General features: G+C 69.4%; 11 protein-coding genes. 7 read left to right on the top strand and 4 right to left on the bottom strand.

All coding sequences use genetic code 11. The features are described 5' to 3' along the window. Nucleotides 1–6: 6 nt before the first annotated feature. From QYL93_RS15065 to QYL93_RS15050, 4 genes are read right to left on the bottom strand one after another with little or no spacing between them, the layout of a single operon-like run. On the bottom strand, nucleotides 7–636 hold the full coding sequence (locus QYL93_RS15065) for a response regulator transcription factor (RefSeq protein ID WP_057200647.1): 630 nt from the start codon (nucleotides 634–636) through the stop codon (nucleotides 7–9). Then, entirely contained in the window at nucleotides 636–2,675 is a 2,040-nt protein-coding gene (locus QYL93_RS15060) for a nitrogen regulation protein NR(II) (RefSeq protein WP_305744396.1), read from the bottom strand. Before QYL93_RS15060 ends, QYL93_RS15065 begins: the two co-directional genes overlap by 1 nt. Beyond that, nucleotides 2,672–3,487 carry a carbon-nitrogen hydrolase family protein gene (locus QYL93_RS15055; protein WP_305744395.1) on the bottom strand — a complete coding sequence of 272 codons (816 nt, stop codon included), beginning with the start codon at nucleotides 3,485–3,487 and terminating at the stop codon, nucleotides 2,672–2,674. Before QYL93_RS15055 ends, QYL93_RS15060 begins: the two co-directional genes overlap by 4 nt. Beyond that, nucleotides 3,484–7,626 (bottom strand): YhdP family protein, encoded by a 4,143-nt coding sequence (locus QYL93_RS15050; protein ID WP_305744394.1) that lies wholly within the window; start codon nucleotides 7,624–7,626, stop codon nucleotides 3,484–3,486. Before QYL93_RS15050 ends, QYL93_RS15055 begins: the two co-directional genes overlap by 4 nt. Nucleotides 7,627–7,766: 140 nt before the next feature. Here QYL93_RS15050 and glnE point away from each other — a divergent pair, with 140 nt between their 5' ends. The 7 genes from glnE (at nucleotide 7,767) to QYL93_RS15015 (ending at nucleotide 19,375) form a co-directional block, all read left to right on the top strand. Continuing rightward, entirely contained in the window at nucleotides 7,767–10,511 is a 2,745-nt protein-coding gene (gene glnE, locus QYL93_RS15045; protein WP_305744393.1) for a bifunctional [glutamate--ammonia ligase]-adenylyl-L-tyrosine phosphorylase/[glutamate--ammonia-ligase] adenylyltransferase, read from the top strand. 88 nt (nucleotides 10,512–10,599) lie between these two features. Next, a complete protein-coding gene (locus tag QYL93_RS15040; protein ID WP_305744392.1) occupies nucleotides 10,600–11,334 on the top strand; it encodes a TetR/AcrR family transcriptional regulator in 735 nt (244 codons plus the stop codon). Then, nucleotides 11,331–12,755, top strand: coding sequence for an efflux transporter outer membrane subunit (locus QYL93_RS15035; RefSeq protein WP_305744391.1), 1,425 nt, complete (start codon nucleotides 11,331–11,333; stop codon nucleotides 12,753–12,755). The genes QYL93_RS15040 and QYL93_RS15035 overlap by 4 nt, the downstream gene beginning before the upstream one ends. 50 nt (nucleotides 12,756–12,805) lie before the next feature. Continuing rightward, on the top strand, nucleotides 12,806–13,996 hold the full coding sequence (locus QYL93_RS15030; protein WP_370876981.1) for an efflux RND transporter periplasmic adaptor subunit: 1,191 nt from the start codon (nucleotides 12,806–12,808) through the stop codon (nucleotides 13,994–13,996). A gap of 15 nt (nucleotides 13,997–14,011) precedes the next feature. Further along, nucleotides 14,012–17,122, top strand: coding sequence for an efflux RND transporter permease subunit (locus tag QYL93_RS15025; protein ID WP_305744389.1), 3,111 nt, complete (start codon nucleotides 14,012–14,014; stop codon nucleotides 17,120–17,122). A gap of 106 nt (nucleotides 17,123–17,228) precedes the next feature. Beyond that, complete coding sequence (locus tag QYL93_RS15020) at nucleotides 17,229–18,437, top strand: HD-GYP domain-containing protein (RefSeq protein ID WP_305744388.1); 1,209 nt, start codon at nucleotides 17,229–17,231, stop codon at nucleotides 18,435–18,437. A gap of 353 nt (nucleotides 18,438–18,790) precedes the next feature. After that, nucleotides 18,791–19,375 (top strand): glutathione peroxidase, encoded by a 585-nt coding sequence (locus QYL93_RS15015; protein WP_082604041.1) that lies wholly within the window; start codon nucleotides 18,791–18,793, stop codon nucleotides 19,373–19,375. Nucleotides 19,376–19,606 lie beyond the last annotated feature (231 nt).

The following is a 19,606-nucleotide window of genomic DNA, read 5'->3' as shown; positions in this document are numbered from 1 at the left end:
CGGGTATCAATGCCCCAGGCGCAGCAGGTTGGCCAGCTCCACGGCTGATTTCACCTGCATCTTGTCGAACACCCGCGCGCGGTGCACTTCCACCGTGCGCACGCTGATGTCGAGTTGGTCCGCGATGAGCTTGTTGGGCAGGCCCGCCACCACCAGGTCCATCACGTCGCGTTCGCGCTCGGTCAGGTCCGCCAGGCGCACCTGCAGGTCGCTGCGCTCGCGCAGCGCGGCCAGGTGGGCGGCTGATTGCGCCAGCGCCTGCTCGATGCGGTCCACCAGCGCGTTGTCGGAAAACGGTTTTTCGCAGAAGTCGAAGGCGCCGCGCTTGACCGCATCGACGGCAGTGGGCACATCGGCATGGCCGGTGAGAAAGATCACCGGCATGGTCGCCAGGTCGCCGCGCACGATCAGCAGGTCGAACAGCGCCAGGCCGCTCATGCCCGGCATGCGCACGTCCAGCAGCAGGCAGCAGGGCTGGCGCTGCGCTGGGCGCGACTGCAGCGCGGCATCGAAGGCTTCGGCGCTGTCGAAGGACTCGCTGGGCAAGCGGCGCGAGCGCAGCAGCCAGGCCAGCGCTTCGCGCACGCCCGCATCGTCGTCGACGATGTACACGGTGGCATTGGAGACGGGTTCCATCAGGAGGGTGCAGGTTGGTAGACAGGCAGCGTGAAGGTGAATACCGTACCACGCGGTTCGTTGGCGGTAAAACCGAGAAAACCGCCATGCTGCTCGATGACGGTGCGGCACAGGCTCAGGCCCAGCCCCATGCCCTCGGCGCGCGTGGTAAAGAAGGGGGTGAACAGGCGTTCGGCCACGTCGGGTTCGATGCCGGCACCCAGGTCGGCCACGGAGAACTCGATCCAGGCCTGGTGCGCGTTCGATGCGGCGCGGCGCGCCCGGATCTCCAGCACCCGCTTGGAGATGCCCGGCACGTCCATGGCCTGCATGGCGTTGCGCGCCAGGTTGAGCAGCACCTGCTCGACCATGGTGCGGTCGCACAGCGCAGCGGGCAGCTCGGGCTCCATCACGGTGTGCACCCGCACGCCGATCTTGCGCGCCTGCAGGCTCACCAGCGGCATGATGGCGTCGAGCAATTGCTGCGCCGTGACGGCCTCGCGCGCCTGGTCGCGGCGGCGCACGAAGTCGTGCACGCTCTTGATCACCTTGCCCGCACGCTCGGCCTGGCGCGCAATCTGCTGCATGGCCATGCGCACGTCCTGCAGGCTTTCGGGCGGCGGCACCTCACCTGCGCCAGCGGGTGCCTGCAGCAGGTTCATGGAGCCCGTGGCATAGCTCGATATGGCCGCCAGCGGCTGGTTCAGTTCATGGCTGAGCAGCGAGGCCATCTCGCCCACGGTGGCCAGGCGCGCCGTGGCCTGCAGGCGCTCCTGCGAGGCGCGCGAGAGTTCCTCGATCCGGCGCTGCTCGCTGATGTCGAGAAAGGCGCTCATCCAGCCGGTGTGCAGCCCCTGGGCATTGATCAGCGGCGCCTCGATGATGAGCACCGGAAAGCGCGTGCCATCCTTGCGCATGAACTCCGACTCGAAGCCTTCGCGCGGCGGCATGTAGCCGGCAAAGCGGATGGCCTGGCGCTGCTGGTATTCCTCCACGCGCTCGGGCGGCCAGTAGGGGGCCGATACGCTCAGGCCCAGCAGCTCCTGCGGCGCAAAGCCCACCATGTCGCAGAACGCCGGGTTGACGTAGGTGATGCGGCCCTCCAGGTCGCGCGCGCGCAAGCCCGTGACCAGCGAATCCTCCATGGCCTTGCGAAACGCCAGCGCGTCCCCCAGGTCGCGCTCGGCGCGCAGGCGCCGGCGGTTGTCGCGCACCAGCACCACCATCACTGTGACCAGCGCGATGGACATGGCCGTGACCAGCGCCGTGAGCACGTTGGGGAACAGGCTCGGGGCGCTGTGCCAGGTGTCCATGCGCAGCACCAGGGTGGCGCCGGGCAGGTCCAGCAGGTGCGTGGCGGTGAACATGCGCGAACCGCGCCGCGCCGCGCCCAGCACCGCCAGGCGCGTGCCGTCGGCTTCGGTGAAGGAGGCCTCCTGGCTGCGCGTGAGGCTGTGCCCCACCAGGTCTTCGAGCATGGCGTTGAGCGCATAGGTGGCCACCAGGAAGCCGGTGCTGCGCCCGCCCGAGGTGATGGGCAGGCACAGCTCCATCATCTCCGAGCCCAGCCCGTCGCCATGCGGCTGGAAGTAGCTGCTGGAATACGCCGGCCCGCTCAGCCGGCGCGCATTGGCACAGGCCAGCGAGGCATCGGAGTGGGCGCTCTCGCGCGTGCCCCGGTCCCAGTACACGGGGCGGTACGGTGTCTGCACCTGCGAGCGCAGCCGCAGGCCGGTGTCGCGCCACTCCAGGCGCACCAGTTCGCGGTGGCCGCGCAGCAGCTCGGAAGCATTCACCTCCCAGGCCAGAATGCCCGGGTCATCGGCATGCAGGGCCTGCAGGCTCTGCAGGTTGCGCGTGAGGGCCACGCGCACGTCCGAGACGGCGTCAGCCGTGTCGCGTTCGAGCCGGCTTTGCACCTGGCTGGCTTCGTAGCGCCCGGCCAGCCAGACCACGGTGACCAGCATGGCCACCACCAGGGCCACCAGCAGCGTCCACAGCGACCAGCGCCGCCAGGCACCGCGCCAGCGCTGCCACAGGGTTCGGCGCGGCTTGTTCACAGCACGCGGTGGCCCAGGGCAGGCAGCTGGCTGCGCACCTCGCGCAGGCGCGCCTTGGCCAGCGTGCCCAAGGCGATGCCGGCACCCTCTGCATGCACCGCTGCGATCTCGCCCCAGGGGTCGACCAGCATGCTGTGACCCCAGGTGCGCCGGCCATTTTCGTGCACACCGCCCTGGGCTGGCGCCAGCACGTAGGCCAGGTTCTCGATGGCGCGGGCACGCAGCAGCACCTCCCAGTGCGCCTGGCCTGTGGTGTGGGTGAAGGCGCTGGGCACCAGCAGCAGGTCGGCCCCGGCACGGGCATGGGCCCGGTAGAGCTCGGGAAAGCGCAGGTCGTAGCAGACGCTCAGGCCCACGTGCCAGAGCTCGCCCTCGCGCGAGCGCAGCTCGAACTGCACCACCTCGTCCCCAGGCTCGATCACCCGGCTCTCGTGGAACTGGTCCTCGCCATTGTCGAAGTGGAACAGGTGGATCTTGTCGTACCGCGCAACGCAGGCACCCTCGGGGTTGAAGGCCAGCGTGGTGTTGCGCACGCGCACGGGGTCGTTGCCGCGCAGCGGCAGGGTGCCCCCCACCACCCACAGGCCGAGCTCGCGCGCCGCCCGTGCGAGAAAGTCCTGGATCGGTCCCTCGCCAGGCGACTCCTGCAGCGCCAGCTTGTCCGTGTCCTTCCTGCCCATGATGCAGAAGTATTCGGGCAACACGGCCAGCTCGGCGCCCTCGCGCGCTGCCTGCTCCAGCAGGGCCCGCGCGGCGCTCAGGTTGTCGTCGAGGTGGGTGCCGGAAACCATCTGCAGGGCGGCGACTTTCATGAGGGCTCTCCGGTTCGAGGGGCGGGGGGTGGCGGCCCGGTGTCCGCCGCAGTGCCCGACACGCGGGTACGCCGGGGCACGCGCACCACGCGCGGGTCGGACCAGGAGCCATCGATGCGGAACTCCTGGGTCGCCGCCTCGATGAGCGGGCCGCGCAGGAACACCTGGGCCAGGAAGCTGCCCAGGCCGATCACCGGGTTGATGGCGGTCGCCACCAGCGAGGCCGTCATGGCATTGATCTCGGGCACCACCACCACGCGCAGGTCCTGCGTTTCGCGGTCGATGTCGGCACTGCCCTCCATCAGCACGGCGGCGTTCACGCCCTTCATCTGCAGGTTGTTGGTGGTGGCCACGCCCTGCTCGATGCGCAGGTCGCCGCGCACGAAGTCGAAGGCAAAGCCTTCGCTGAAGACATCGCGGAAGTCGAGCGTCAGGCGCCGCGGCAGCGACTGCAGGCTGAGCACGCTGAGCAGCTTGGCCAGGCCCGGATCGGCCTTGAGGAACTGGCCGGCCTCAATATTCACGTTGACCAGCCCCGTCATCGAGCGGTAGTCGGGGCTGAACGGAGCACCCAGCCAGGCCACCTGGCCTTCCATGCGGCCTTTGCCGCGCCGCAGCACGCCCGGCATGGAAAAGCGGGCCAGCAGGTCGCCCGAATCGCGGATGTCGAGCCGGAAATTGAGCACCGTGCGCCGCTCGCCGGCCCCGCTCCCTGCCATCCGCGCCTGGTTGAGCAGGGCCCAGTTGCCGCTGGCCGTCAGGCTGCCTTCGGGCGAGGTGATGTTGAACTTGGACAGGCGCCACTCGCGCGGCGTGGTGTCGCTGCCCCGGTTCTGCGCCTCGATCTCCACCCGGCCCAGCCGGCGGCCACGCAGTTCGAAGTCGTCGACCACGATGTCCAGTGCGGGCAGCGACCCGGGCTGTTCCTCCAGCAGTGCTTCGACCTGGTTGGCATCGCTTTGCGGCATGTTCAGCCGCGACAGGCGCGCAAACAGCCGCCCGTTGCCCGAGTCGCCCCCCCCGCCCTCGCGGAACTCCACGAAACCGCTGAGCTCGCTGGCGTCGATGTTGCCCTTCCAGACCGGGCCGTCGCGCTGCCCGCCCGCCACCACGTTGTGCAAGGTGCGCCCTTGCGCCGACAGCTCCTTGGCGCGCAGCGCCACGGTGGTGGGCAGGTAGTCGAGCGTGGTGCTGGTCAAGGTGGAGGGTGTGCCTGGGGTGCGTGCTGCACTGCCTGCCGGGCGCGTCGGGCTGAGCAGGTCCTCCCAGGCGTCGATGTCCAGTTTGGCCAGCTGGATGTTGGCCGTCACCCCTTCGCTGGGCATGGGCGCCGACTCCCCGGGCGCCAGCCCCATGCCGATGGCCCCGCGCAGCACGCGCGGCTGGGCGCCGCTGACGTCTCGGTGGTAGGTGGCCGAGCCCAGGGCCCCGAGGTCCAGCGTGATCTGGTCGCGCAGGGGGGGTGGCGTGCCCGCGGCGGTCACCGTGCCGGTCAGCGATTCGCGCGCCAGCGAGTTGTCGTAGCGCAGCGGCAGGGTGGTCTCAGCCGTCTTGCCCAGCGGCGCCGGCAGCGCCAGCGCCATGCCCTGCAGGCTGGTCGTCACCTGCACCTCGGGCACCCCGCGGCGAAAGGCCAGTGCCAGCGTGTAGGGCGCGCTGCCCGTGGCCTGGCTGGCCAGTTGCGACAGCAGCCCCATCTGCGGCGCCTGCTGCAGCCCCTCGGCCGTGGCCGTGCCTTGCGCACGCAGCTGGATGGCGGCCTCCGTGGCCGGGGCATTGGCGGCCAGGGCGCGCATGCCCCCTTCGAGGCGCACATCGCCGCCCAGCGCCCGGGCCTGCACGCCGACCAGCGAAAAACCCGTCTCGCTGAACTGCACCGCGCCCCGCGCACGGCCGAGCATCGGCGTGTCGGGGGTGATGCGCACGTCGTTGCCGGCCAGTGTAATACCGCCCTGCACCCGGGATTTGTCGATGTTGCTGATGGGCAGGGTCAGCTTGAGCTGCAGGTCGGCCTGGCCGGTGCCGCTGGCCTGCGCCAGGGCATTGCCCGTCAGGCGCGAGAGCGGCGAGTTGTTCACCACACTGAGCAGTTCGGACAGCGGCCCGCGCGCGTCGGCATTCACGCCGACCACGGTGTGCGAAAGATCGGGGATGGAGGCCTCTACCCGCGACACGCGCACGCCGGACGTGCCCGCAAAGCTGCCACTGGCGCCACGCACCTGCATGGACGAGCGCTCGAAGATCAGCTCGCCCTGCAGTTGCGTGAGCGCCGGCCAGCGCAGCGGATCGTTCGGGTGCAATTGGGGTGGCACGAAGGCATAGGTCACGTCCTTGACGCGCGCGGCAATGCGGAATTCGCCCAGGCGCGGGTCGTTGAAGGGCAGGTCGTGCAGGTCGCCCTTGACCTTGAAGTCGACCCCGCTGGCCGTACCGGCCACCACGCCGTCGCGCACGTAGTGGCGGGCATCCTCGGGGATGGACAGCGGCAGGTAGCGGTGCACGCGCGTGCCGTCGGCCCGCGTGAGCTTTCCCGACAGGTCCAGCACCCCCGGAAATCGCGAGCGGTGGGGTGGCTTCGTCGCATCGGCGGTATGCCAGGTGGCCCGCGCCTCGCCCTGGGCATCGGCATTGGCGAACTTCACGTCATTGACCTGCACCGCGATGCGCTCGCCCTCCAGCTGCCAGCGCACCTCGGCGCTCAGGCGGTCCAGCGGCAGCAGCGGGTCTTCGAACACACCGGGCAGCAATAGGGCACCGGATTCGATGGCGAGCTGGGCCTTGCCGCCACCCTGCGTCATGTCCAGGTCCACCGTGGCACCGCGCAGCCCCAGGCTCTGGGCGGCTCCGTTGTTCAGCTCCCCCGCCAGCGCCAGGCCCTGGATGCGGCCGCGCACCTGGTACTGCTGCAATGCGTCGAGCGGCCCCTTCCAGGTAGCCTGGATCTCGTTCACCAGGCCCTTGGGTGCGTACTGGCGAACGGCATCGTGCGCCGTGCTGCCCAGGGGCAGGCGGCTGGCGATCTGCGCCAGGGCTGCCAGCTCCAGCCGGTCGGCACGGAAATCGCCCTGTGCGGGCGCCTTGGCCGTGGCATCGGTGTACACCAGCTTCACGTTGCCCCCGGGCCAGCGCAGGCCGTCGTCGGTGGTGAACTGCAGGCCCTGCGTGGAAAACTCGAAGCCGCCCTTGAGCTGGCGCCCGCCCAGGCGCCCGGCAACGGACGGCAGCACCAGCGGCTCCAGCTCCGGCCCCAGGGTGGCGTTCACGTCCGCCAGCGCCAGGTCGGCCGTGCCGCCCACGACCTGGCCGCTCTTCACGTCGGCCCAGGCCCTGAGAGCCCCCCGGCCCTGGGCCACGTCCACCCCCAGGTCTGCATGGAGGCGCAGCCGGGACATGTCCACCCGTGCGAAGTCGGCGTAGACCTGGCCGTTCCAGTGCTGCCAGTTGCCGTCGCGCGCGCGCAGCAACGGCGCGCGGAACAGGCCGACCAGGGTGAAGCGGTCGCCCCAGTCGGGCGGCGGCGTGGCATCCACGCGCATGCGGTGGCTCCAGTTGCCGTTGCGCACCACCAGGTTGACCTCGGTGAGCGCCAGCTGCGGTGCATTGCGCATCTCGTCGGTCCAGCGCAGGGTTCCGCCCTTGATGAGCACCTCGCCCTGCGAGAAGAACCAGTCGGCCGCGCTGCTGCTGTCGCTGCCGCTGTCCTTCATGGCCAGGCCGGCCACGGTGATGCTGCCATCACTGGCACGGCGGATGTCCAGGTCCGGCTTTTCTATATAGAGCTGCTCGAAGCCGAAGTTCAGCAGCGAGCGCGGCGACAGGGCCACCACCACGCGCGGCAGGCGCAGTGCCTCGCGGCCGGCGCTGTCCAGCAGCGCCACATTCACCAGCTCCACGGAGGGGATCAGCCCCTCCGAGCGGGCGCTGATGGCTCCGATGCGCACGGGAACCCCTAGCGCCCGTGCGGCATGCGCTTCCAGCTGCGGGCGGAACTCGCCGATTCGCGGCACAATCCAGCCATGAAGGGCCCCCCAGGCGATGGTCAGCAGCAGCCAGAAGGCCAGCAGCAACCCCAGTGACCACCGCGCAAAGCCTGCCACTGTCTTGAGCAGGCGTGAGGGGTGCGGGGTGGGATCGATCATGGTGGGATTGAATGTGGCAGGAATTATGACCCGCGGTTTCCTTGTGGGTTCAATGAGAACCAGTGTCCTTGTGTGTGCAGCAGCCCTTGGCCCCGTGCCCGAGGCCCGCTGCGGCACCCGCCACACCCATGTCCGTCACCATGCCCCTACCCTGTAACGACCCCTTCCAGTGCGGCGAACCGCTGGCCGGGCATTCCCGCTTCCTGCAGCGCCTGCACCGGCGCTACGGCGGTGATTTGACCCTGCTCCCCGCCGGGGCACCCCGGCGCGCGGCGATGGATGCGGTCTGCGACGCCCTGCTGGCACGCGGCAACGACACCGGAACGGCGCTGCGCGTGCTTCGCCAGCTGGTCATGGAACGCCTGATCCAGCTCGACTGCGATGGCCAGGCGCCGCTGCCCGACATCACCTGCGCCGTCACCGAGCTGGCCGAACTGGCCCTGGACCGTGCCTGCCGGCAGGCCCGCCAGGAGCTCGACACGCGCCACGGTGCGCCCCAGGGCCCCGAGGGCCAGGCCGTGCAGCTGTGGATCATCGGCATGGGCAAGCTCGGTGCGCGCGAGCTCAACGTGTCCAGCGACATCGATCTGATCTACGTCTACGAGCATGACGGCGACACCGCCGGCACGCCGGACGGCCGGGGCAAGATCTCCAACCACGAATACTTTGCCCGCGCGGTCAAGGCCATCTACAGCCTGGTGGGCGACACCACCGAGCACGGTTTCGTGTTCCGTGTCGACCTCGCCCTCAGGCCCAACGGCAACTCCGGCCCGGCAGCGGTCTCGCTGGCGGCGCTGGAGGAATACCTGCAGGTGCAGGGCCGCGAATGGGAACGCTTTGCCTGGCTCAAGAGCCGGGTGGTGGCTCCACGCGACTGCATTGCCAGCACCGAGGTGCAGGCACTGCGCGGCGTGGTGCTGCCCTTCGTGTTTCGCCGCTACCTGGACTACAGCGTGTTCGATGCGCTGCGCCTGCTGCACAGCCAGATCCGCGACCACGCCGCCAAGCGCAGCGCGGGCCATCCTGAGCGCGCCAACGACGTCAAGCTCTCGCGCGGGGGCATCCGCGAGATCGAATTCACCGTGCAGCTGTTGCAGGTCGTGCGCGGCGGCCAGTTCCCCGAACTGCGCCGGCGCCCCACGCTCGACGCCCTGCAGCGCCTGGCCCAGGCGGGCCTGATGCCGCAGCCGACGGCCGATGCCCTGGCGCGGGCCTATGTCTTCCTGCGCCGCGTGGAGCACCGCATCCAGTACCTCGACGACCAGCAGACCCATGTGCTGCCCACGCGCGACGACGACCTGGCCTGGATCGCCCGCACCATGGGCTACCCCGACTGCTGCGCCTTCCTGCACGAGCTCGACGCGCACCGCGAGCTGGTGGCGCAGGAGTTCGACACCCTGCTGGGCGGCAACGGCAAGAAGCAGTGCAGCAAGGGCGGCTGCGGCGGCCCGCGCGCGGCCGCGCCCCCGCCGCCCGAACTGGAAGCCTTGCTGGAGCAGTTGCCCCCCGGTTTCCGCGAGCGCGTGGCCGAGTGGCGCAACCACCCGCGCGTACAGGGCCTGCGCGACGAAACCCGTGCGCGGCTGTTCCGCCTGGTGCAGCGCACCGCCCAATGGCTCACAGAGGGCCGGGTGACCGAAGAGGCCGCCGTGCGCATGGCCAACTGGCTCGAACCCCTGCTGCGCCGCGACAGCTACCTGGCCCTGCTGCTGGAACGCCCCTCGGTGCACGAGCAGATGCTGCACCTGCTGGGCGCCGCCCGCTGGCCCGCGCGCTACCTGCTGCAGCACCCCGGCGTGATCGACGAGCTGGTGGGCGACGCCCTGCTGGCCGAGCGCTTCGCGGTGGCCGATTTCGAGCGCGAGCTGGCCATGCGCCTGGCCTCGATCACATCCACCGGAGAAGACGACGACGAGACCCTCTTGAACCTGCTGCGCCGGGCGCAGCACGCAGAGACCTTCCGCACGCTGGCACGCGATGTGGAGCACCGCATCACGGTCGAGCAGGTGGCCGATGACCTGAGCGCCCTGGCTGACAGCGTGCTGCGCGTAACCGCCCAGTGGTGCTGGAGCCGCCTCAAGACGCGCCACCGCGAGGTGCCGCAGTTCGCGGTGATCGGCTATGGCAAGCTCGGCGGCAAGGAGCTGGGCTACGGCAGCGACCTCGATATCGTGTTCGTCTTCGACGACGACGACGAGCGCGCGCCCGAGGTGTATGCCGCCTTCGTGCGCAAGCTGATCAACTGGCTCACGGTGAAGACCGGCGAGGGCGACCTCTACGAGATCGACACCGCGCTGCGCCCCAACGGCAGCTCGGGCCTGCTGGTAACGCGTTTCGAGGCCTATGCCAATTACCAGGAACGGCGCGGCAGCAACACCGCCTGGACCTGGGAGCACCAGGCCATGACACGCGCGCGCTTCGTGATGGGAACGCCCGCGCTGGAAGCGCGCTTCGACGCCGTGCGCACCGCCGTCATCACCTCGGCGCGCGACCCGGCGCTGCTGCGGGGCGAGATCGTGGCCATGCGCGAGAAGGTGCGCCAGGCCCATCCCACGCGCGACGGGAAGTTCGATGTCAAGCACAGCGTGGGGGGCATGGTGGACGCAGAATTCGCCGTGCAGTACCTGGTGCTTTCGCAATCGGCGGCGCACCCCGAACTGGTGGCCAACGTGGGCAACATCGCCCTGCTGCAGCGCGCCGAGCAGGTCGGCCTGCTGCCGGCCGGCGTAGGGCACGCAGCCGCAGACGCCTACCGCGAGCTGCGCCGAGTGCAGCATCGCGCACGCCTGGACGAAGCCCCCACCCAGGTCACGCCCCCGGCCCTTCAGGCCGAGCGTGACGCGGTGCTGGCGCTGTGGACGGCAGTGTTCGGCAGCGGGCGCTGATCCCCCGGTCCTGGCGGGCGGCGGCCTGTTGCCGATTGTCACGCTAATTTAAACACTTGTTTGAATTATGGTGGTTTAATCCACCGCCATGCGCTCCACCCCGCCCGTTTCCCAGCCTGCCGCCAAGCGCGCAGCGCGCCCCGCCCGTGCCGCGCGCAGCGATGGCGACGACACGCGCGCGCGCCTGCTGCAGGCCGCCCTGCGGCTGTTTTCCGAGAACGGCTTCGCCCGCACCTCGGTGCGTGCCATCGCCGTCGCGGCCGGCACCAACGTGGCCGCCATTGGCTACCATTTCGGCGACAAGGCGCAGCTGTACACGGCCACCTTCTATGAGCCCTTTGACAGCGGCAGCGACCTCATCGAGGTGTTTGCCGCGCCAGGGCTCAGCCTGCAACAGGCCCTGCAGCACTATTTCACGGGGCTGCTGGAGCCGCTCAAGCACGACGATCTGGTCCGGCAAGCCACCCGCCTGCATGTGCGTGAGCTGCTCGAACCCACCCACGTCTGGCCCGAGCTGATCGAGCGCGAATGCAAGGCCCCGCACATGGCGCTGGCGCGACTGCTGTGCGAGCACATGGGCGTGCCCGCCATCGACGACGACATGCACCGCCTGGCGTTCTCGATCGGCGGGCTGGTCATGCTGCTGTGGACCCAGCGCGACGCCATCGCTGCCATTGCCCCCCAACTCGCAGGCCCCGCCACCGCGGACGCCTGGGCCGAGCGCCTGACCGGCTATGCCATGTCCATGATCCAGGGCGAAGTGGCACGCCGCCAGGCACTGCGCGACAAGCGCGGACACAACAACAAGGAGGAAGAGGAATGACATGGTTTGTTCGAACCCTGGGCGTGTGCAGCGTGCTGCTGCTGGGCGCCTGCAGCACCGCGCGGCCGCCCCAGGCGGTCCCGGTGCAAGCGCCTGCGGGCTGGGCCGCGCCCCTGCCGCATGGCGGGCAGATGGCCGACCTGGCCCAGTGGTGGCGCCAATGGAATGACCCGGCCCTGGTGCCGCTGATCGAGGCCGCGCAGGGCATCAGCCCCAGCGTGGCCCAGGCCCGTTCGCGCCTGCTGCAGGCCCGCGCCACGCAGACCACAGCCCGCGCAGCCCTGCTGCCCACGCTCGATGCCCAGGCGACAAGCAGCCGCGGCGCCAACGCGCAGATCGGTGGCCTGGCCACCACCAGCCAGGCCGGCCTGCAGGCCGCCTGGGAAGTGGACCTGTTCGGCGCCGCCGCCACCACGCGCGACGCGGCCAGCGAGCGGCTGGCCGGTGCCCAGGCCCTGTGGCACGAGGCGCGTGTGAGCGTGGCCGCCGAGGTGGCACTGCAGACCAGCAGCCTGCGCACCTGCCTGCAGCAGTTGGACGTGGCCGAGCGCGATGCGCGCTCGCGCTCCGAGACCTCGCGCCTGTCGGCCCTGAGCGAGCGCGCGGGCTTCACCGCGCCGGCCACTGCCGCCCTGGCACGCGCCAGCGCGGCCGAGGCCACGGCCCGCGCCTCGCAGCAGCGCATGCAGTGCGACGTGGAGTTCAAGACCCTGGTGGCCTTGACCGGACAGGAAGAGGCCGCGCTGCGCCAGCTGATCACGGCCACGCCCGTGGTCCCGGCGCCCGACAGCCTGTTCGCCATTGCCGCCCTGCCAGCGCAAGTAATCTCCCAGCGCCCCGACGTCTACAACGCCGAGCGCGAGGTCGCCGCCGCCAGTGCCGAAGTGGGCAACGCCCAGGCCCAGCGTTATCCCCGCCTGTCGCTCAGCGGCAATATCGGCAAGGCCTGGGTCCGCACGGGCGGCACCACGACCGATGTGGACGCCTGGACCCTGGGCCCGCTGGCCCTGAGCCTGCCGCTGTTCGATGGCGGGCGCCGCGCTGCGCAGGTCGATGCGTCCCGCGCGCGCTACGAGGAGTCGGTGGCGCTGTACCGCGCCCGCGTCCGCCAGGCCGTGAGCGAGGTGGAGCAGGCGCTGGTGCGCCTGCAGAGCACGGCCGAGCGCAACACCAGCGCCCGCGCCGCGGCCGAGGGCTACCGCATCTCGTTCGACGCCACCGACGCGCGCTGGCGCGGCGGCCTGGCCAGCCTGGTCGAGCTGGAGGATGCGCGCCGCACGGCGCTGGCCGCACAGAACGCGCTGCTGGCCCTGCAGCACGAGCGCCAGTCCGCCTGGATCGCACTGTACCGCGCGGCAGGAGGCGGCTGGGACAGCTCGGCCCCCGACATGGCGCAGAGCGCCCAGGCCGGCACCCGCTGACCCCGGCCCCCCATTTTCCTGACACCTTCCGGATGAACGGACCCATTTTCATGAACCAGTTCAAGCTCTCTCCTTCCACGCTGGCCGCCGTGGCCGCCTGCGTCCTGGCCGCCACCGGCGTCCTCCTGTTCTCGGGCGCCTCGCGTGCAGCCGACGAGCCCAAGGCCAACCAGCCCCGTCCGGCATTGACGGTGACCACGGCCCAGCCCCAGCGCATCGCCGTGCCCCTGCGCCTGGCCGCCAACGGCAATGTCGCCGCCTGGCAGGAGGCCATCATCGGCGCCGAAAGCAATGGCCTGCGCCTGACCGACGTGCGCGTGAACGTGGGCGACGTGGTCAAGCGCGGCCAGGTGCTGGCCACCTTCTCGGCCGAGACCACACAGGCCGAAGTGGCCCAGGGCCGTGCCAGCGTGCTCGAAGCCCAGGCCACGGCGGCCGAGGCCGCCGCCAATGCCGAACGCGCCCGTTCGCTGCAGGCCTCGGGCGCTTTGAGCCAGCAGCAGATCCAGCAGTACACCACCGCCGAGAAGACCGCCCAGGCGCGCGTGGAAGCGGCCCAGGCCCAGCTCAACGCGCAGCAGCTGCGCCTGAAATACACGCAGGTGGTGGCGCCCGACAGCGGCGTCATCTCGGCCCGCAGCGCCACCGTGGGCGCCGTGGTGGGCGCCGGTACCGAGCTGTTCCGCATGGTGCGCAAGGGCCGCCTGGAGTGGCGCGCCGAGGTCACATCGACCGAGATCGCACGCATCCAGCCCGGCGCCAAGGTCAGTGTGACGGCCGCCAGCGGCACCACCGTGCAGGGCACCGTGCGCATGGTTGGCCCGACGGTGGACCCGCAGACGCGCAACGCCCTGGTCTATGTGGACCTGCCCGCCACGGCGATGGACACACCCACGGATGCCAGGACCTCGCTCTCGGCCATCCTGCCCGGCATGTTCGCGCGCGGCGAGTTCGCCCTGGGCAGCAGCGATGCCCTGACCATTGCGCAGGAAGCGGTGGTGGTGCGCGACGGCTTTTCGTACGTGTTCGCGCTGGGCACTGACCAGCGCGTGCAGCAGCGCAAGATCCAGACCGGCCGGCGCGTGGCCGACCGGGTGGAAGTGCTCTCGGGCCTGGAGGCTGCGACCGCCATTGCCGTGCGCGGCGCTGGCTTTCTGAATGATGGCGATCTGGTGCGCGTGTCGAACGCTGCGCCCGCCGCTGCCGGCGCACCGGCCGCCCCGGCCTCGGCCACCAAGTAAGAAGGAGCATTCACCATGAATGTGTCTACCTGGTCGATCAAGAACCCCATACCGGCGCTGATGCTGTTCGTGCTGCTGACCTTCGGCGGCCTGCTGTCGTTCAACGGCATGAAGGTGCAGAACTTTCCCGACATCGACCTGCCCACCATTTCGGTGACCGTGTCGCTGCCCGGTGCCTCGCCCGCGCAGCTCGAAAACGATGTGGCGCGCAAGGTCGAGAGCGCGATCGCCACGCTGCAGGGACTGAAGCACATCTACACCAAGGTGCAGGACGGCGGCGCCACCATCACCGCCGAGTTCCGCCTGGAAAAGCCCACACAGGAAGCGCTCGATGACGTGCGCTCGGCCGTGGCGCGCGTGCGCGGCGACCTGCCCGGCGACGTGCGCGACCCCATCGTGACCAAGATGGACCTGGCGGCACAGCCGGTGCTGGCCTTCACCATCGCCTCGCGCCGCATGGACGACGAGGCCCTGTCCTGGTTCGTCGACAACGACATCGCCAAGAAGCTGCTGGCCGTGCGCGGCGTGGGGGCAGTGAACCGCGTGGGCGGGGTCGACCGGCAGGTGCATGTGGCGCTCGACCCCATCAAGCTGCAGGCGCTGGGCGCCACCGCGGCCGACGTCTCGCGCCAGCTGCGCCTGGTGCAGACCGAGAGTGCGGGCGGCCGCACCGACCTCGGCGGCAGCGAGCAGCCCGTGCGCACCCTGGCCACCGTGCAGTCGGCCCAGGAGCTCGCGGGCCTCACGTTGTCCCTGTCCGACGGCCGCCATGTGCGCCTGGACCAGGTGGCCACGGTGTCCGATACCTTTGCCGATCCGCGCGCCATGGCCCTGCTCAACGGCAAGCCCGTGGTGGGTTTCGAGGTGGCCCGCAGCAAGGGCGCGAGTGAAGTGGAAGTGGGCGGAGCCGTACAGGCTGCCCTGGCCGAGATGCGCCTGCAGCACACGGACCTGGAGATCACCGAGGCCTTCAACTTCGTGACCCCCGTGCAGGAGGAGTACGACGGCTCCATGCACCTCTTGTACGAAGGCGCACTGCTGGCGGTGCTGGTGGTGTGGATCTTCTTGCGCGACTGGCGCGCGACCTTTGTCTCGGCCGTGGCGCTGCCGCTGTCGGTGATTCCGGCCTTCATCGGCATGTACCTGCTGGGCTTTTCCATCAACGTGATCACGCTGCTGGCGCTGTCGCTGGTGGTCGGCATCCTGGTGGACGATGCCATCGTGGAGGTGGAGAACATCGTGCGCCACCTGCGCATGGGCAAGACGCCCTACCAGGCGGCCATGGAAGCGGCCGACGAGATCGGCCTGGCCGTGGTGGCTACCACGTTCACGCTGATCGCCGTGTTTTTGCCCACCGCCTTCATGAGTGGCATCGCCGGAAAGTTCTTCAAGCAGTTCGGCTGGACGGCGGCGCTGGCGGTGTTCGCCAGCCTGGTGGTGGCCCGCGTGCTGACCCCGATGATGGCGGCCTATATCCTCAAACCCATCGTGGGCGAGCACAAGGAACCGCGCTGGATGGGCGTCTACCTGCGCTGGGCGGCCTGGTGCATCCGCCACCGCTGGATCACCTATGTCGCCACGGCGGCCTTCTTCATCGGCTCGCTGGCGCTGATCCCGCTGCTGCCCACGGGCTTCATCCCGCCGGACGACAACTCGCAGACCCAGGTCTACCTGGAGCTGCCGCCCGGCGCCACGCTGGCGCAGACCCGCACGGTGGCCGAAGATGCGCGCCAGCGCGTGGCGGCGGTGAACCACGTCAAGAGCGTGTACACCACCATCGGTGGCGGCTCGGCGGGATCCGACCCCTTCATGGGCAGCGCCAACGCCGAGACACGCAAGGCCACGCTCACCATCCTGCTGGCCGACCGGGGCGACCGACCGCGCAAGCAGGGCATCGAGAACCAGATCCGCGCCGCGCTGGAGAGCCTGCCCGGTGTGCGCAGCAAGGTGGGCCTGGGTGGTTCGGGTGAAAAATACGTGCTGGTGCTCACGGGCGACGATCCCCAGGCCCTGCAGACGGCGGCCCTGGCGGTCGAGAAGGACCTGCGCACCATCCCGGGTCTGGGCAGCGTGTCGTCCACCGCCAGCCTGATCCGCTCGGAGATCGCCGTGCGCCCCGACTTTGCGCGCGCCGCCGATCTGGGCGTGACCAGCAGCGCCATCGCCGAGACCCTGCGCATCGCCACCGTGGGCGACTACGACGTGTCGCTGCCCAAGCTGAACCTGGCCTCGCGCCAGGTGCCCATCGTCGTCAAGCTGCAGGACGATGCACGCAAGGACCTGTCGCTGCTCGAACGCCTGGCCGTGCCCGGCGCCAAGGGCCCGGTGATGCTGGGCCAGGTGGCCACGCTGGAATTCAGTGGCGGGCCGGCCGTGGTGGACCGCTACGACCGCGCGCGCAACGTGAACTTCGAGATCGAGCTCTCGGGCCTGCCCCTGGGCGACGTGACCAAGGCCGTGGATCTGCTGCCGTCCATCAAGAACCTGCCGCCCGGCGTGCGCCAGATCACCATCGGCGACGCCGAGGTGATGGGCGAGCTGTTCGCCAGCTTCGGCCTGGCCATGCTCACCGGCGTGCTGTGCATCTACATCGTGCTGGTGCTGCTGTTCAAGGACTTCCTGCACCCGGTGACCATCCTGGCGGCGCTGCCGCTGTCGCTGGGCGGGGCCTTCGTGGGCCTGCTGATCGCACAGAAGAGCTTCTCCATGCCCTCGCTGATCGGGCTCATCATGCTCATGGGCATTGCGACGAAGAACTCCATCCTGCTGGTGGAATACGCCATCCTGGCGCGGCGCGAGCATGGCATGACGCGCTTCGAGGCGCTGATCGACGCCTGCCACAAGCGCGCCCGCCCGATCATCATGACCACGCTGGCCATGGGCGCGGGCATGCTGCCCATTGCCGTGGGCTTCGGCGCGGCGGATGCGAGCTTCCGCTCGCCGATGGCGGTGGCGGTGATCGGCGGGTTGATCACCTCGACCTTCCTGAGCCTGCTGGTGATCCCGGCCGTGTTCACGGGCGTGGACGACGTGGGCCAGTGGTTTGGCCGCATGCTGCGGCGCCTGCGCGGCCTGCCCCCCAAGGCCCCGGCATCCAGGCCGCAGGAGGCGCCGGCGATTCCCTGACGGCGGGGGCGCGTACGCCGGCCCCGAATCCCTGCAAAAAGGGCGCCAACCACCCGGGTTTGCGCCCTTTAACGGGGCCGGCACGGCGGGATAATGGCGTACTGCTATGAACCTCGTCACCATCAACGTCGATTCCATCCAGCTCGGCCACCCCCTGCCATTCGCGTTGCGGGGTTCCGACGGCGCGCTGCTGGCCCAGAAGGGCTTCGTGGTGCAGTCGCAGGATGAGCTGGGCACCATGCTGGCCCGGGGCCGGCAGCTGTGTGTGGACGTGGAAGAGTCCGGCGAGAGCTACCGCGCCTACGTCGCCCAGCTGCAGCGCATGCTGCGCCAGGACACCAACCTCGGGCAACTGGCGTCCATCAAGATGACTGCCGGTGCCCAGGCCTCCCCGCGCGAGCGCGATGCCCCGCCCTATGTGGTGGACTGGCCCGCCCTGCAGGACCGCGCGACCCGGCTGCTGCGCAGCCCGCATGCCGCAGATTTTCCGGACCGCTTCCAGCCCCTGCATGCCGAGCTGGCGCGCAACTGCGAACAGTCGCCCGATGCCACGCTGCTGGCGCTGATCTACCTGTCGGCGCAGGAGACGCGCATGTACAGCGGCACCCACGCCATGCTGGTGGCCTGCGTCTGCATGGTGGTAGCCAGGGAAATGCTGCGCTGGCCCCCGGCCCAGGTGCAGGTGGTGGGGCAGGCAGCCCTCTCCATGAACATCGCCATGACCGAGTTGCAGGACCAATTGGCCCAGCAGACCCAGCCCCTGACCTCGGCCCAGATCACCGCCGTGGAGGACCACGCGGCCCGGTCCGAGGCCCTGCTGCGCGACCTGGGCGTGCACAGCGAGTTGTGGCTGGAGGCCGTGCGCCACCACCACCACCGCACCCCGGGCGCGTTCGGCCAGAAGAGCCCCGGCCTGCAGATGGCCCGGCTGATCCAGCGGGCCGACGTCTTCGGTGCCCGCCTGGCGCCGCGCGCCGCGCGCTCGCCCATGCCGGTGACCGCCGCCATGCAGGCCAGCTACTACGACGAGGAACAGAAGGTCGACGAGGCCGGCGCCGCCCTGGTCAAGGCCCTGGGCATCTACCCGCCGGGGGCCTTCGTGAAGCTCGCCAGCCAGGAAGTCGCCGTGGTGCTGCGCCGTGGCGCCAGCGGCACCACGCCACGCGTGGCCGTGGTCACCAACCGGCTGGGCATGCCCACCGGTGAGCTGATCCCTAGGGACACCTCCCAGCCCCAGTGGAAGATCGTCGGCGTGGTGGCGCACAAGGACGTGCGCGTCCAGCTATCGCTCAATCGGCTGCTCCCTCTCGTCTGAGCCTGCGGCGCAGGCCAGCCCCCGCAGGGCCTGCGCGGCCTTGGCGCCACAACCACACCATTCATCCATGGCTGGACGGCAACCCTGCCGAGGTCCACTATGGCTTTCGCCTCCCCCTACCCAGTCCTCTGAGCGCACCGGGCCCGAGCGCACATCCAAATGGCGCCGGGCCGCGTATTACTGTCTACGCAGGCCGTGCCCGCAACACTGCGGTTTTCCCGCCCCTATGCTGGCAAAGCAGAGGGCTCAACTGGAAATTCCACGTAAATACCGATCAGTACAAATAAAAACTTATGTGGACAAAATATGATTCATTGGTTAAATTGACCCCATCCAACTTGGCAGGTGTCCCCATGACCCAATTCCCGCGCTTTCTGGCCCTGGCCCATGCCACGGGTGCCCTGTTGTTTTTCGGCTTCGCTCCATCCGCCTTCGCGGCCCCGCCCGAATCCTGCCCGGCCACGCTGCAGCACACCTTCCCCCGGCTGCAGGATGAAAAGCCGCAATCGCTGTGCCAGTACAGCGGCAAGGTCGTGCTGGTGGTCAACACGGCCAGCTTCTGTGGTTTCACGGGGCAGTACAAAGGCCTCGAAGATCTCTATGCCCGCTACAAGGACAAGGGCCTGGTGGTGCTGGGCTTTCCCAGCAACGACTTCTCGCAGGAAAGCGGCAACAACCAGCAGATTGCGGATTTCTGTGAAAACACCTTCGGCGTGAAGTTTCCGATGTTCGCCAAGAGCGTGGTGACCGGTGCCGACGCCTCGCCGCTGTTCCGCCAGCTGGCACAGATGTCCGGCCCGCCACGCTGGAACTTCCACAAATACCTGCTGGGCCGCGACGGCAAATTGGTGGACAGCTACACCAGCCTCACCGCGCCGGACAGCAAGGGACTGGTCCGGGCCATCGAACAACAGCTGGCCACTGCACCAACTCGGTGAACGTAATGTTTTCTTTACATTTCTTCAAAAAAATGCAGGAGAAGCTCTGGAACTTCTGCAGAACGCCCTTACTCTATCCACAGCAAGGACGTGTTGAGCGTCCCCCCGTTTTAACGTTGCGAAGCCTTTCGGTCCCACGGGTTCCGACTGTTCTCCTGGAGCGCTTCTCCTCCCTCCCTCTCTTATTCGTTTCGGGACGCTTCGCAACTTTTTTATTCAGCCTGCCGGCCA

It is taken from the genome of Acidovorax sp. A1169, assembly GCF_030704685.1.
In the GTDB taxonomy this organism is placed as follows: Bacteria; Pseudomonadota; Gammaproteobacteria; order Burkholderiales; family Burkholderiaceae_C; genus Acidovorax.
The sequence above is the reverse complement of the archived record's forward strand: the minus strand, read 5'-3'. Positions and strand labels throughout refer to the sequence as shown.

Bases quoted from the DNA above. Each gene is read 5' to 3' on its own strand.
- QYL93_RS15015 (WP_082604041.1), top strand. From the start codon at position 18,791: ATGACCCAATTCCCGCGCTTTCTGGCCCTGGCCCATGCCACGGGTGCC.
- QYL93_RS15020 (WP_305744388.1), top strand. From the start codon at position 17,229: ATGAACCTCGTCACCATCAACGTCGATTCCATCCAGCTCGGCCACCCC.
- QYL93_RS15035 (WP_305744391.1), top strand. From the start codon at position 11,331: ATGACATGGTTTGTTCGAACCCTGGGCGTGTGCAGCGTGCTGCTGCTG.
- glnE (WP_305744393.1), top strand. From the start codon at position 7,767: ATGCCCCTACCCTGTAACGACCCCTTCCAGTGCGGCGAACCGCTGGCC.
- QYL93_RS15065 (WP_057200647.1), bottom strand. From the start codon at position 636: ATGGAACCCGTCTCCAATGCCACCGTGTACATCGTCGACGACGATGCG.
- QYL93_RS15040 (WP_305744392.1), top strand. From the start codon at position 10,600: ATGCGCTCCACCCCGCCCGTTTCCCAGCCTGCCGCCAAGCGCGCAGCG.
- QYL93_RS15025 (WP_305744389.1), top strand. From the start codon at position 14,012: ATGAATGTGTCTACCTGGTCGATCAAGAACCCCATACCGGCGCTGATG.
- QYL93_RS15055 (WP_305744395.1), bottom strand. From the start codon at position 3,487: ATGAAAGTCGCCGCCCTGCAGATGGTTTCCGGCACCCACCTCGACGAC.
- QYL93_RS15030 (WP_370876981.1), top strand. From the start codon at position 12,806: ATGAACCAGTTCAAGCTCTCTCCTTCCACGCTGGCCGCCGTGGCCGCC.
- QYL93_RS15050 (WP_305744394.1), bottom strand. From the start codon at position 7,626: ATGATCGATCCCACCCCGCACCCCTCACGCCTGCTCAAGACAGTGGCA.